At 34.1% G+C, this 13,735-nt stretch carries 9 protein-coding genes and 2 tRNA genes; 8 read left to right on the top strand and 3 right to left on the bottom strand.

Going from position 1 to position 13,735, the window contains the following annotated elements:
• Window positions 1-204 precede the first annotated feature (204 nt).
• From zntB to mgtA, 3 genes are all read left to right on the top strand, one after another.
• On the top strand, window positions 205-1,206 hold the full coding sequence (gene zntB / locus ACGH6S_RS11365; protein WP_174798566.1) for a zinc transporter ZntB: 1,002 nt from the start codon (window positions 205-207) through the stop codon (window positions 1,204-1,206).
• Window positions 1,207-1,350: 144 nt separating this feature from the next.
• Window positions 1,351-3,237: a DNA topoisomerase III gene (locus ACGH6S_RS11360; RefSeq protein ID WP_411578674.1), complete on the top strand. Its 1,887-nt coding sequence runs from the start codon at window positions 1,351-1,353 to the stop codon at window positions 3,235-3,237.
• A gap of 974 nt (window positions 3,238-4,211) precedes the next feature.
• A complete protein-coding gene (gene mgtA, locus ACGH6S_RS11355) occupies window positions 4,212-6,920 on the top strand; it encodes a magnesium-translocating P-type ATPase (protein ID WP_065589908.1) in 2,709 nt (902 codons plus the stop codon).
• 334 nt (window positions 6,921-7,254) lie between these two features.
• Here mgtA and ACGH6S_RS11350 read toward each other — a convergent pair whose 3' ends face one another.
• Window positions 7,255-7,476, bottom strand: coding sequence for a YdcH family protein (locus ACGH6S_RS11350; protein ID WP_034914830.1), 222 nt, complete (start codon window positions 7,474-7,476; stop codon window positions 7,255-7,257).
• A gap of 168 nt (window positions 7,477-7,644) precedes the next feature.
• Here ACGH6S_RS11350 and ACGH6S_RS11345 point away from each other — a divergent pair, with 168 nt between their 5' ends.
• Both ACGH6S_RS11345 and ACGH6S_RS11340 read left to right on the top strand, forming a co-directional pair.
• Complete coding sequence (locus tag ACGH6S_RS11345) at window positions 7,645-9,168, top strand: helicase HerA-like C-terminal domain-containing protein (RefSeq protein WP_065589909.1); 1,524 nt, start codon at window positions 7,645-7,647, stop codon at window positions 9,166-9,168.
• A gap of 48 nt (window positions 9,169-9,216) precedes the next feature.
• On the top strand, window positions 9,217-10,302 hold the full coding sequence (locus tag ACGH6S_RS11340) for an AI-2E family transporter (protein ID WP_174798563.1): 1,086 nt from the start codon (window positions 9,217-9,219) through the stop codon (window positions 10,300-10,302).
• A 24-nt stretch (window positions 10,303-10,326) separates the two neighbouring features.
• On the opposite strand, the gene bcp is transcribed toward ACGH6S_RS11340, so the two are convergent.
• Together bcp and hemL are read right to left on the bottom strand one after the other, a co-directional pair.
• Entirely contained in the window at window positions 10,327-10,803 is a 477-nt protein-coding gene (gene bcp, locus ACGH6S_RS11335; protein WP_065559949.1) for a thioredoxin-dependent thiol peroxidase, read from the bottom strand.
• A gap of 61 nt (window positions 10,804-10,864) precedes the next feature.
• Window positions 10,865-12,157 carry a glutamate-1-semialdehyde 2,1-aminomutase gene (hemL, locus tag ACGH6S_RS11330; RefSeq protein ID WP_411578673.1) on the bottom strand — a complete coding sequence of 431 codons (1,293 nt, stop codon included), beginning with the start codon at window positions 12,155-12,157 and terminating at the stop codon, window positions 10,865-10,867.
• 159 nt (window positions 12,158-12,316) lie between these two features.
• On the opposite strand from hemL, the gene erpA reads away from it, so the two are divergent.
• The 3 genes from erpA to ACGH6S_RS11315 all read left to right on the top strand — a co-directional run bounded on the left by erpA (window position 12,317) and on the right by ACGH6S_RS11315 (window position 13,053).
• Window positions 12,317-12,655, top strand: coding sequence for an iron-sulfur cluster insertion protein ErpA (gene erpA, locus ACGH6S_RS11325; RefSeq protein WP_034914816.1), 339 nt, complete (start codon window positions 12,317-12,319; stop codon window positions 12,653-12,655).
• A 216-nt stretch (window positions 12,656-12,871) separates the two neighbouring features.
• A tRNA-Leu gene (locus ACGH6S_RS11320) sits at window positions 12,872-12,959 on the top strand.
• Between the two features lie 18 nt (window positions 12,960-12,977).
• Window positions 12,978-13,053, top strand: a tRNA-Gly gene (locus ACGH6S_RS11315).
• Window positions 13,054-13,735: the final 682 nt, after the last annotated feature.

Genomic DNA, 13,735 nt, shown 5'->3' with positions numbered 1-13,735 from the left:
ATACTTTCAGGTATTATGCTCCAGATATTGTCCACTTTGTTCAGCTTGATCCGTTTTAGGTTTTTAGTCAGGTTTAATCTGTGTCAGTATGAGCTTAACGGATTGGTTTTAATGCCTTAAATAAAATAATAAAACGCTAGTTGATGGCTCCAATTTAAGCTAAATTAGGTATATAATTTGAAAAAACAATAAATGAGATCGGTAATGACTAGTCAAAATAGTGTAAGTTCTATTTCTGTTTCACATCTTTTAGAAGCTAAACCAGCTTTTTGTTGTCAGTTAGATGGTAAAGGCAAAGCGCTACCACTTAATGAACAGAGTAAACCTTCAATTTCACAACCATTTTGGATTCATTTAGATTTTGCTAAACAAGAAACCATCAATTGGGTAAATAATACAAATCTAGTTCCAGATTTGATTAAAAATGAATTGCTAAAACCTAAGCAAATATCCAAGGAAATTCGTTTTGAGTCTGGTGTTTTAGTGGTTTTAAAAGGTGTTAATTTTGTTCCCAATGAGCTTCCCGATCCTATTGTTACCTTTCGTTTTTATATAACTGATAACATGATTATTTCAACACGACATCAACAAATTTCGGCTATTGCTGAATTAAAGGATCATCTAGAAAAGGGCATTGGTCCTGTAGATGTGGCGGATTGGTTGATTCAAATGTCTGATTTAATTAGTGATCAAGTTAATTTATCTTTTGATAGTGTTCACAATAAAATCATTAAGTTAGAGGAATCTGTTTTAAATCAACGTATCTTTTCTTATAAAGAAATTGGTCGAGTTCGTAAACAGTTGATCGTCTTACGCCGATTGTTATCACCACAACGCGATATTTTTGTAAAAATTTCGACTGAAAGAATATCGTGGATTGACGATAACGATCGCCAACGCTTGCATGATATTTCCTATCAACAAAATCATTATGTATCTGATATTGATAGCTGTTTATTAAGAATAGCTTCAATTATGGAACAAATTAATAGCTTCTTGGCTGAGTCAACCAATAAAAGAATCTATTTAATGTCACTTTTTACCATAATTTTTACACCCATTACGTTTTTAACTAGTTTGCTTGGTGTCAATTTAGCTGGTATTCCTTTTAGTAGTGAAAGTTGGTCTTTTGTTGGATTAATATTATTACTTGTTATTATTTGTGTTATTTCAGTTATTTGGCTTAAATACAAAAAATGGTGGTAATAAAGCATCTTTAAAAAATGGATAAAAATTTATGAATATTTATAAAGTTGGGTATAAGGATATAATTGACTTTTTATTTAAAACCATAAAATTAATACTGATTCAAACTTATCTTGTTTGAAATTTTAATGAATAATTATTCTTATGCAACCTAATCAATCTTATCGTTTATTTATTGCCGAAAAGCCCAGCTTAGCAAGGGCTATCGCTGACGTATTACCTAAACCTCTTCAAAAAGGTAATGGTTTTATTAAAGCGAGTAATGGTGATGTGGTTAGTTGGTGTATTGGTCATCTCCTTGAGCAAGCCACTCCAGAGGTTTATGATCCTCGATATAAGAAATGGGTGATTAATGATTTACCCATAGTGCCTGAAAAATGGATATTAATGCCTAAAGGCAATACAGAAAAACAATTTAATATTTTGGTAGATTTGATTAAGTCAGCAGAGCAAATAGTACATGCTGGTGACCCAGATAGGGAAGGGCAGTTACTAGTTGATGAAATTTTAAATTATTGCCAATTATCGCCAGATAAGCGCAAAGCAATTCAACGCTGTTTAATTAGTGATTTGAATGCCAGCGCTGTTGAAAAATCATTGCAACAATTACGCAACAATCAAGATTTTATTCCTTTATCAACTTCGGCATTAGCAAGGGCTAGAGCCGATTGGCTATATGGAATTAATATGAGTCGTCTTTGTACCATTGTTGGTCAAAAAAACGGTTATCGGGGGGTTTTATCAATTGGGCGAGTACAAACCCCTATTTTAGGGTTAGTGGTTAGGCGAGATTTAGAGATAGAGCAATTTGTACCTAAACCATTTTATGAAGTTTTTGCAGTGCTACAAACCAAAGATAATGAAATATTTAAAGCTAAATGGCAACCCAGCGAAGCTTGCTCGCCTTATCAGGACGAAGAAGGACGTGTTTTAGTTAAAAAATTGGCCGAAAATGTTTGTCAGCGTATTAATAAGCAATCGGGCACAATTGATAAAGTTAGTAATAAAAAGAAAGAACTTGCGCCACCAATGCCATTTAATTTATCGGCACTGCAAATTGAGATGGCTAAAAAAAATGGGCTAAGTGCCCAAGATGTGCTTGATATTTGCCAATCATTATATGAAAAACACAAATTAATTACTTATCCAAGATCAGACTGTCGCTTTTTGCCAGAAGAACACTTAAAACAAATTACAGGTGTAAAGTCTGCCATTGAAAATAATTGTCCAGAACTACAAACCGCAATTAATAATGCTGATTATACTTTACGCACTAAAGCTTGGAATGACAAAAAAGTGGAAGCACATCACGCTATTATTCCAACGTTGCGTAAAGCTAAAATGGAAAACTTAACTGACAACGAAAAGGCGGTTTATCAAGTTGTGGCAACGCAATATTTAGCTCAATTTTATCCAGCATATAAATATGCTGAATTGCAAATTGATGTAGATATTCAAGGCGGAAAATTTATTTCTAAAGCTAACCAAATGCTTGATGAAGGTTGGAAAGTTTTATTTAGAACTAAAAACCATCAATCCCCAACCGATATGAATGACAATGAAAGTAATGGTTTATTAACTAAATTAGTTAAAAAGGGTGAAACCGTGCAATGCATTGATACTGAACTGGTTAGCAAAGAAACTCAGCCACCAAGACAATTTACTGACGCAACACTGTTGTCTGCGATGACGGGGATTGCCAGATTTGTTAAAGATCCCGAAATCAAAAAAATACTACGCGAAACAGATGGTTTAGGTACAGAAGCAACAAGGGCAGGTATTATTGAATTGTTATTTAAACGTCAATTTTTAATTCGTCAAGGCAAAGCAATTCGCTCAACCGAGGTGGGTAAAAATCTGATTTTATCACTACCAGATATAATGTCGATGCCAGACATGACCGCCCATTGGGAATTGCAATTAAACGAAATTAGCAAAAAAGAGTTTTCGTACCAACAATTTATGTATCAACTTAATTTATCACTGTTAGATCTTGTTAATCAGTTAAAGAATGCAAGGTTGAATATTTAAGGTTAATATCTATATAAAAAACAGGATGAAATTTAATAATACTGTTCATTCTGTTTATTAATATAGCCATACTAATTAAATAATAATTTTAAGTGCTTTTTCTTTTTGTTATTTTTATAACTCGATCAAATATCAGCATATATTAATAATATTATCCAAGTTAGCCGTTTTGAGTACATTTTTCTTAAATAAATGTGATAAAAGAAATCACAAAATAATTACCAAATTGGACTGATTATTATTGAGTAATTCAGATAGTTCCCTTTAAAATATTTACGTTAGTTAATAGGGTAGCGATTGTATATTCTATTAGATAATAGGGTTATCAATTTTATATAAAGTAAAGATGAAAACGGCGATAAGTGCCGTTTTTCAACAACTGTATTTATTTTTTCGTGATATAGGTTGACTTCTAATCCTTAAAGGAGTATAAAGAGCCCGCCTTTTGAGCTTTTCTTCCTTTTTTAGCTATTATGGAAGTTAAAAACGAGGGTGAAGGGAAGTTGAAATATAAAGTGAAGAGTTCAATTTACAGGAGAAATATGGACACTCAATCGGGTCACCCCAAGACTAGGGGAGACAAATTTAAACACATCATTATCGGTTAATGAACCTGTCTAAATAACCATTTTTTCAGTTCACAAACCGAAATTGATAAAACGGTAACGGTGAACGATATGTATTTTTTTACACGCTATCACACAAATTCAAAACACCAATGCGCGCAAAGTTTAATGGTGCGTGTTTTACATCTTTCAGAAAAACATTTAGAACCACCGAGTTGTATCTAAATTCTTAATTAATTCTGTTTGCTAATCAAATTTAATGCTCAGCCCAAGCTATAAGAAATAGCTTTATAGGCTACTTTTGATATGCACTAAATTTTAGTTAATCACAAAATTTAATTATTTATTGTTATTTAGTAACAATAAGTTGGCCTACTTTTGCCAAAATTATGAATATAGGTACTTATGATGACAAAAAATACATCAAAAACTAAAGCACAAAATAGTGTAGATATTAAAGCTATCAACGAAGCTCAAAGCAGTCTTGATAGTATTTTAGCTAAATTTCAATCCAGCCTTTCAGGATTAACACAAGAAAGTGCAAAGTCGAGAATTGAAACATATGGAAAAAATGAAGTTGCACGCGAAAAGGTACCATCAGTTTTAGTACAACTATTAATGGCGTTTAATAATCCATTTATATTTGTATTATTAGCGTTAGCTATTGTCAGTTTTGTGACTGATTTTTGGTTACCTTTGCAAAATGGTGAAGAGACAGATTTAACCAGTATTATCATTATTCTAACTATGGTATCACTGAGTGGATTATTGCGTTTTTGGCAGGAATTTAGATCGAACAAAGCGGCTGAGGCGTTAAAATCGATGATTCGCACAACAGCAACGGTGCTAAGACGTGCGCATAAAGATATGAGCCCAGAACGTATTGAAATTCCATTAAGTGAAATTGTTCCTGGGGATATTGTTTACTTGTCGGCTGGAGACATGATCCCAGCAGATATTCGATTGATTGAATCTCGGGATTTATTTGTTAGCCAAGCCGTATTAACAGGCGAATCAATTCCTGTTGAAAAGTACGACACATTAGGTGCTGTAACACAAAAAACATCCGATAATATCGAAACATCAAACATCAACAAAGATAATTTGCTTGATGTTAATAACATTTGTTATATGGGAACCAACGTTGTTAGTGGAACCGCCACAGCCATTGTTGTTGCAACAGGAGGGGATACTCATTTTGGCTCATTGGCAAAATCAATTGTAGGATCTCGTGCTGAAACTTCGTTTGATCGCGGTGTTAATAGTGTTAGCTGGTTGCTTATTCGCTTTATGCTAATTATGGTGCCAATTGTATTTTTTATTAATGGTTTTTCAAAAAATGATTGGGGCGATGCTGCACTTTTTGCATTAGCCGTGGCCGTTGGCTTGACGCCTGAAATGTTACCAATGATTGTGAGCGCTAATCTAGCAAAAGGCGCTGTTGGTATGGCAAAACGTAAAGTAGTTGTTAAAAGACTTAACGCAATCCAAAATTTTGGGGCGATGGATATTTTATGTACTGACAAAACGGGGACATTAACACAAGATAAAATTATTTTAGAGCATCACCTTGATATAAAAGGTCAAGTCGATTCATCTGTTTTGGAACTTGCATGGCTTAATAGTTATTATCAAAGCGGCATGAAAAACTTGATGGATAAAGCGATTATTCGTTTTGCCGAAGAAAAGACCAGCATGAAAAAGGTTGGTGTTAGCTTATACAAAAAAATTGATGAATTACCATTTGATTTTGTACGCCGACGTTTATCGGTGGTGGTACAAAATGGTGATGATAACCATTTGATGATTTGTAAAGGCGCAGTTGAAGAAATGCTGTCTATTGCCAGTTACGTTTATGAAAATGACGAATATTTACCATTAAACGATGAACGTAAACAAGCTTTGATCGCATTAGCACATGAATATAATAAAGAAGGTTTTAGAGTATTAGCCGTTGGAGTAAAAAACATTCCGGCAAGTGAAACAAAACCACAATACACCGTGCAGGACGAAACTGCGCTCGCCATTCGTGGCTTTTTAACTTTTTTAGATCCACCAAAAGAAAGCGCATTTGAAGCTATTTCGGCATTGAATGAGCATGGTGTGGGCGTTAAAGTTTTAACTGGTGATAACGAAATCATCACCATTAAAGTTTGCCGAGAAGTTGGTTTAGAACCAGGCACGCCATTACTTGGCACTGAAATTGAAAAAATGGATGATGTCGAGCTAAAAAAACAGATCGAACAGCACACTATTTTTGCAAAATTAACGCCGCTGCAAAAATCGCGAATTATTCGGTTGTTGCAAGATAATGGACATACAGTTGGTTTTTTAGGCGATGGTATTAACGATGCACCAGCACTTCGCGATGCAGATGTAGGGATTTCGGTCGATACTGCAACCGACATCGCTAAAGAATCTGCTGATATTATTTTACTTGAAAAAAGCCTAATGGTTTTAGAAGAAGGTGTAATATGTGGCCGAGAGACCTTTGGCAATATCATGAAATATCTAAACATGACAGCAAGTTCTAATTTTGGCAATATTTTTTCAGTATTGGTTGCTAGTGCGTTTCTACCATTTTTACCTATGCTAGCGATACATTTACTTATTCAAAACTTATTGTATGATATTTCACAACTCTCATTGCCATGGGACAAAATGGACAATGAATTTTTACAAAAACCACGTAAATGGAATGCGTTAAATATTAGACGTTTTATGATTTGGATTGGGCCTACATCGTCTATTTTTGATATCACAACTTATGCATTAATGTGGTTTGTATTTAGTGCTAATAGTGTTGAAGCTCAATCACTATTTCATTCAGGATGGTTTATTGAAGGGTTATTATCGCAAACTTTGGTTGTGCACATGCTAAGAACACAAAAAATTCCATTTGTGCAAAGCACGGCGGCATTTCCTGTTATTGTGATGACTTTGTTAGTTATGGCGATTGGTATTTATATTCCATTTTCTCCACTAAGTGGGTTAATTGGACTACAACCATTACCGTGGTCATACTTTCCATGGCTATTAGCAACTCTATTTAGCTATTGCTGCGTTGCACAATTAATGAAACGTATCTATATCAAACGTTTTGGACAATGGTTTTAATTAACTAATAACAGCTAAGTGATACTAATATCGCTTAGCTAATTTAAGAAGTATTTATTTAAAAAACACTAAAAATCAAAATGTTAAATATAAAATAATAACAAAGGAAATAATCTATGAAAACACCACATAAAAATTTAATTATGCTAATTAAAAGCCGAAAACAAAAAAAGCTCAAGCAAAATTAAGCCATTAAATATAAAATAGTTAGCGCAAGGATTTTAAGTTAACACACAATAAAAAACCCCAATTATTGGGGTTTTTGTTTAATTGTTTATTAGTTTGAAATAAAACGATTAATTAAAATAATTACAAGTTGTAGGTAATTAAAAGTTTAGATAATTTCAGACGCTTTTTTTAGAATTTCATGAATTTCATCTTTAATTTTAAGTTTCTGTTTTTTTAATGCCTCTATCGTTTCAGCGGTATTGACAATAATTCCAGATTCAATATTTTTAATTTTTTGGTCGAGCTCATTATGTTGGTCGAATAATTTTTGAAAACGTAAATCGGTATTTTTTAATTTGGAAATTAATTCTCGATATTCTGGAAACATAGTGCCTCCTTATATGGGCTAGTTAGAATAATAACAATAGCAGCTATTGCTAATTCAGAATACAATATTATGTGTAGTTTTAATAGAAAAATTGTTTTAATAACCAAATATATTTTTATAACAAAACTGTTTTTATTGCAGAGTAAAAAACAACAAGGGAGTTATTCCATGAGTGAGTCGATTGTAGTTGCCAAAAGTCATGGTAAAGATTTATCAATTATTGCTGCATTAGCTAATCGTCATGGTTTAATTACTGGCGCAACTGGTACAGGTAAAACAGTGACATTACAAAAAATGGCAGAAGGTTTTTCAAAAATAGGTGTACCTGTCTTTCTTGCTGATGTTAAAGGCGACCTAACTGGGATTGGTGAAAAGGGCAAATTAACTGAAAAACTACAAGCTCGTTTAGCGAGTATTGAAGTTAATAATTGGCAACCAGACTCGTCACCCATTGAATTATGGGATGTATTTGCTGAAAAAGGAATCCCCGTTCGTAGCACTGTGTCAGATATAGGGCCTATTTTGCTTGGTCAGTTACTCGATTTAAATAACGTTCAAGCAGGGGTTTTACAGTTAGTATTTAAAATTGCTGATGATAACAATTTATTATTAATTGATTTTAAAGATCTTCGAGCATTAATTCAATTTGTTGGTGATAACGCTAAAAAATTTACCACACAATATGGAAACATTTCGCTATCGTCAATTGGCGCAATTCAACGTGGATTGTTAACTCTTGAACAACAAGGTGCCGAATTTTTCCTTGGTGAACCAATGCTTAACATTCAAGATTTAATGCAAGTTAATCCTAAAGGTTACGGTATAATTAACATCTTATCGGCCGAAAAGTTATATAACTCGCCAAAATTATATTCAGTCTTTTTATTGTGGTTATTGTCAGAACTTTTTGAGCATTTGCCAGAAGTAGGTGATCTTGATAAGCCGAAACTTGTCTTCTTTTTTGACGAAGCTCACTTACTTTTTAATAACATTTCGCCTGCATTATTAGAAAAAATAGAACAAGTGGTGCGTTTAATTCGCTCTAAAGGGGTCGGGGTTTATTTTTCTTCTCAGAATCCGAGTGATATTCCTGATACAGTTTTAGGGCAATTAGGCAATCGTGTGCAACATGCCTTACGCGCATTTACCCCAAAAGATCAAAAAGCTGTAAAAGTGGCTGCCCAAACTATGCGTGCCAATCCAAGTTTTGATACTGAAAAAGCAATAATGGAATTAGGCGTTGGCGAAGCTCTTATCTCGTTTCTAGATGAAAAAGGCAGTCCAAACATGGTTGAACGTGGTTATATTATTGCACCGAGTTCAAAAATGGGACCTATGTTGCCAGAAGATCAATTAACTATTATTCGCCAATCATGTTTTTACAATAAATACGCACAAACCATAGATCGACAATCCGCTTATGAAATACTGAAAAATGGATTTTCGTTAAATAACCAATCCGATCAAAACAGCAATGGTAGCGATATAAAAAGAGACGATGATAAAAATAATAAACAAAATAATGGTGGATTGCTAAATTTTTTAAGCACACTACTTTTTGGTACTAAGGGGCCAAGAGGTGGACAACATGATGGTATCACCCAAAAAATAGCTAAAAGCGCAACAAGGCAAGTTGTTAATCAAATCGGTAAACAGATCACCCGTGGTATATTAGGTGGTTTAAAAAAATAACCAAAACAAAGTTATTACTTAAAAAGTCAGCAAAATAGGAGTATTTTAATGTTAAAAATGTTCATAGAATGGTATAAAAAACGCTTTAGCGATCCGCATGTTGTTTCGCTAATGGCTGTTATTGTTGGCTTATTTGTTATTATCTATTTTTTCAATAAAATTCTTCTACCGGTTTTAATTGCGATTGTACTATCTTATTTACTTGATAGACCGGTTAACTATCTACATAAAAAAAACATACCAAGAACACTGGCAGTTGTAATGGTGTTACTGCTTTTTTTAATGATTGTATTAGTCGGATTTATGATTTTATTACCATTAATTTGGCAACAAAGCATTAGCTTAATCACTAATATTCCAAACATGCTAAATTTTGCAAACAACTTTTTAACCACCTTGCCTGAACACTACCCTGAACTAATTGATGTTGGCTTATTCGACTCGATCATCCAAGGTATTACCAACAAAGTTGTGCAAACTGGTAATTCGTTATTGCAATTTTCCATTGTGTCTTTATTAGGGCTAGTATCTGTTGCAATTAATGGGGTATTAGTGCCCATAATGATGTTTTTTTTATTAAAGGACAAAACAAAAATATGGGGATACTGTTCAAAAATCTTGCCTAAGAACCGTACAATTTTGAACAAAGTTGCTGCTGAAATGGATATGCAAATATCCAATTATATAGTAGGCAATGTACTACATATAATTATTTTATCCATTTGTGTCTATATTCCTTTTTGGTATTTTGGTTTAGATTATGGACTTTTATTAGCAGTGCTTGTTGGATTATCTGTATTAGTGCCTTACGTTGGTATTATTATTTCAAGTATTCCGGTTGTATTAATTGCTCTATTTCAATGGGGATTAAGCGCACAATTTGGTTATTTATTGTTTTTCTATGTATTAATACAAGCATTAGATGGTAATTTATTGGTACCTTGCTTATTTTCTGAAAAACTTAATTTACATCCATTAGTTATTATTTTAGCGGTAATTGTGTTTGGTGGTTTATGGGGATTTTGGGGAATATTTTTTGCAATACCTTTGGCTACATTGGTTAAAGCAATTATAAATGCATGGCCAAAATCAGACGAATTAAATACTATCAATAGCGAAGTAAAAGCAGATTAATGGTTAATCTGCTTTTAATCAGAACTATTTGCTGTGTTTTTTAAGATAGTCTAAAACTACTTCGTGATGGTTAGCGGTTTTGAAATCATCAAACACTTTTTCGATTTTACCGTCTTTGCCAATTAAAAAGCTTATACGGTGAATCCCATCGTAGGTTTTTCCCATAAACTCTTTTTCGCCCCAAGTACCAAATGCTTGAGCAACTTCATGATTTTCGTCAGAAAGTAGCGTAAAATTTAACAGCTCTTTTTCGATAAATCGAGATAACTTCTCAGGTTTATCGGTACTTATACCAAGGATCACCACATTATATTTTTTGAACTCATCAGAACAATCTCGCAAATTACATGCTTGCACAGTGCAACCAGGTGTCATCGCTTTTGGGTAAAAATAAATTAAAACACGTTTGCCTTTAAAGTCATTTAAGCCTACAAGCTCTCCATCTTGGTCTGGCAACGAAAACTGAGGTGCTTTTTCACCTTCTTTAAGTGGATTAACCATATGATTATTACCTATTTTAATAGTTTAATTTTTAATTGGAAATATAAAAAGTGCCATACATCTAAACTAAGTTATTAAAAAAACGACTTGCTGCATCAATGGTATGATTGATCTCTTTATCTGTGTGCTTAAGTGACATGAAACCAGCTTCGAAAGCTGACGGTGCAAAATAAACACCTTCATTTAGCATATGATGATAGAATTTCTTAAATAATTCAACATTACACTGCATCACATCTTGATAAGTGGTTACTTCAGAAGCAGTTGTAAAGAATAATCCAAACATCCCTCCTACATAATTCAACACTAACGGCACATTATGCTTTTTAGCTACCGATAATAAACCATCAGCAAGCGATGCGGTTTTATCTTTTAACTCTTGATAGATTCCAACTTCCATTAACTTGGTTAACGTTGTGTAACCCGCTGCCATTGCAACGGGGTTACCTGAAAGCGTTCCAGCTTGGTATATTGGACCAGTTGGTGCTAATTGCATCATAATATCTGCACGACCACCAAACGCTCCAACAGGCATACCTCCACCAATAATTTTGCCTAAACAAGTTAAATCGGGCACAACATCATAATAATCTTGAGCTCCGCCCAGTGCGACTCGAAAGCCTGTCATCACTTCGTCAATGATTAATAACGTACCATACTTATCGCAAAGTGCTCGTAAACCGTGCAGAAACTCTTTTTGAGCTGGCACGCAATTCATATTGCCCGCAACTGGCTCAATAATGATGGCGGCAATTTGGTCGGGATATTGCTCAAATTGTTTTTTAACCGATTCTAAATTATTATAATCACAAACTAATGTATGCTTAACAAAATCATCAGGTACACCTGGTGAAGTTGGGTGACCAAAAGTAAGGGCACCAGACCCCGCTTTAACTAACAAATAATCAGCATGACCGTGATAACAGCCTTCAAATTTAATAATCTTATCACGTCCAGTAAAACCACGTGCAACACGGATGGCACTCATGGTTGCTTCAGTTCCCGAATTTACCATACGCACCATTTCAATTGAAGGCATTAATTGAGTGACCAAATTAGCAACTTTGGTTTCAATTTCGGTTGGTGCACCATAACTCAAACCGTTATGAACAGCGTTAATTACCGCATTGGCTACATCGGGGTCATTGTGTCCAAGGATCATCGGCCCCCAAGAACCGACATAATCAATATAGGCTCTTTCGTCCACATCATAAATATACGCACCGTTTGCACGCTCAATAAATAAAGGTGAGCCACCAACACCATTAAAGGCGCGAACAGGCGAATTAACGCCACCAGGCATAACTGATTGAGCCTGATGATAAAGTTTTTCTGATTTGAAATTGTTTTGCATAACTGAGATGATCTCTCTATAAAAATTTGTTGTATTTATTCATAAAATCAAAATAAATTCAAGCCAACTATGAGAAATTTATTTAATAGAAGTTTTCTATTTTGTATTTTCATTTAGCAAAGGTATATAATGCAAAGATCAATATATTAGGAGAAGAATATGAGCGATGCTTTACCGATTAACTTTACTGATGCTGCAGCCAACAAAGTTAAATCATTAGTCACTGAAGAAGAGAACCCAAACCTAAAATTAAGGGTGTATATAACAGGCGGTGGTTGTAGTGGATTTCAGTATGGTTTTACTTTCGATGAAAAGGTAAACGAAGATGACTTAGCTATTGAAAAAAATGGTGTATCTTTAGTTATCGATCCCATGAGCTTACAATATCTAGTTGGCGGCACTATCGATTATGTAGAAGGTTTACAAGGCTCTCGTTTTGTGGTTGATAATCCCAATGCAACAACAACATGCGGTTGCGGTTCATCTTTCAGTGTTTAAGCCATATTTAAGTTTTAAAAATACCAATAACGTTATGGGAAGATAATAAACCATAACTTTAACTTTAATTTTTATAGAAAGATTAATAAAAGCCATAAAAAGTGACAAACATTGAGCAGTTAAACAATAATTTTTAATTTTTAGTTGACGGCAAAATTAAGATGGGTAAAATGCACAGCATTCGAAACGCAATTACCTTTTGGTAATAAGTTTTGAGCCCGGGTGGTGAAATCGGTAGACACAAGGGATTTAAAATCCCTCGGCCTTTTTGGCCGTGCGAGTTCAAGTCTCGCCCCGGGCACCACTAACAAACAACTCTCATGCGGGAATAGCTCAGTTGGTAGAGCACGACCTTGCCAAGGTCGGGGTCGCGAGTTCGAACCTCGTTTCCCGCTCCAATAAAACATCTATTTAGTATAAAAGTAAATTTATATCTCATAGTGTGTTAACTAACGAAAGTTATTAGTTGTGTGCAAGGCACAAAAAACACAGCAAAAACATTGTAATAAAAACAGAAATTAGCTAATAATTACTTAAATTAAGTAAAATAAAAAACTTCAATAAAATCAATAGTCTACCTGAGCTATTTTAGAGAAAACACACAACACGGCAAGGTTAATTTACCTATCTTTTAACTGTGTCGGAGTGCTTTGCTGATAGACTGAGGGCAGCACGCCAAATAGGACTGTTTGGCGAGTTTGTGCTTTGTTAGGGATGCCAATTTATCAGTAACAATTTGGCACTTCTGAGCAAAGCAAATAGGCTTAAAAAAGGCGAATATCATAATGATTTGAGTAAATCATGCCGATGGTTAAGAGCGAGCGTGGGCGTTGGGTACCGTAGTTTATATTTTGTAGCCATGTGATTTGTAAGATGTTACGCTCAAAATTCTTAAATTAAACGTTACCACCAATATCAGTTATTCCGACAAAATTCATAAGCTATAAAGCTAACACCCTATTTTAATTATAAAATTAACCTATCTATAAAGTCGAATTGTTTTATCTTTACATTTCTTTACAAAAAAGTCCGCCAAAAAACTAGCCAACTATTTTATAAATGGTTATACTTTTATCGCTG

Origin of the sequence: Gilliamella sp. BG3 (assembly GCF_046635605.1) — a bacterium.
Lineage (GTDB): Bacteria > Pseudomonadota > Gammaproteobacteria > Enterobacterales > Orbaceae > Gilliamella > Gilliamella bombi.
This window is presented reverse-complemented; position numbering and strand designations above follow the sequence as displayed.

Coding starts and splice junctions, on each gene's coding strand:
- zntB (WP_174798566.1), top strand. CDS start 205: ATGACTAGTCAAAATAGTGTAAGTTCTATTTCTGTTTCACATCTTTTA.
- erpA (WP_034914816.1), top strand. CDS start 12,317: ATGAGCGATGCTTTACCGATTAACTTTACTGATGCTGCAGCCAACAAA.
- hemL (WP_411578673.1), bottom strand. CDS start 12,157: ATGCAAAACAATTTCAAATCAGAAAAACTTTATCATCAGGCTCAATCA.
- ACGH6S_RS11345 (WP_065589909.1), top strand. CDS start 7,645: ATGAGTGAGTCGATTGTAGTTGCCAAAAGTCATGGTAAAGATTTATCA.
- bcp (WP_065559949.1), bottom strand. CDS start 10,803: ATGGTTAATCCACTTAAAGAAGGTGAAAAAGCACCTCAGTTTTCGTTG.
- ACGH6S_RS11350 (WP_034914830.1), bottom strand. CDS start 7,476: ATGTTTCCAGAATATCGAGAATTAATTTCCAAATTAAAAAATACCGAT.
- ACGH6S_RS11360 (WP_411578674.1), top strand. CDS start 1,351: ATGCAACCTAATCAATCTTATCGTTTATTTATTGCCGAAAAGCCCAGC.
- mgtA (WP_065589908.1), top strand. CDS start 4,212: ATGACAAAAAATACATCAAAAACTAAAGCACAAAATAGTGTAGATATT.
- ACGH6S_RS11340 (WP_174798563.1), top strand. CDS start 9,217: ATGTTAAAAATGTTCATAGAATGGTATAAAAAACGCTTTAGCGATCCG.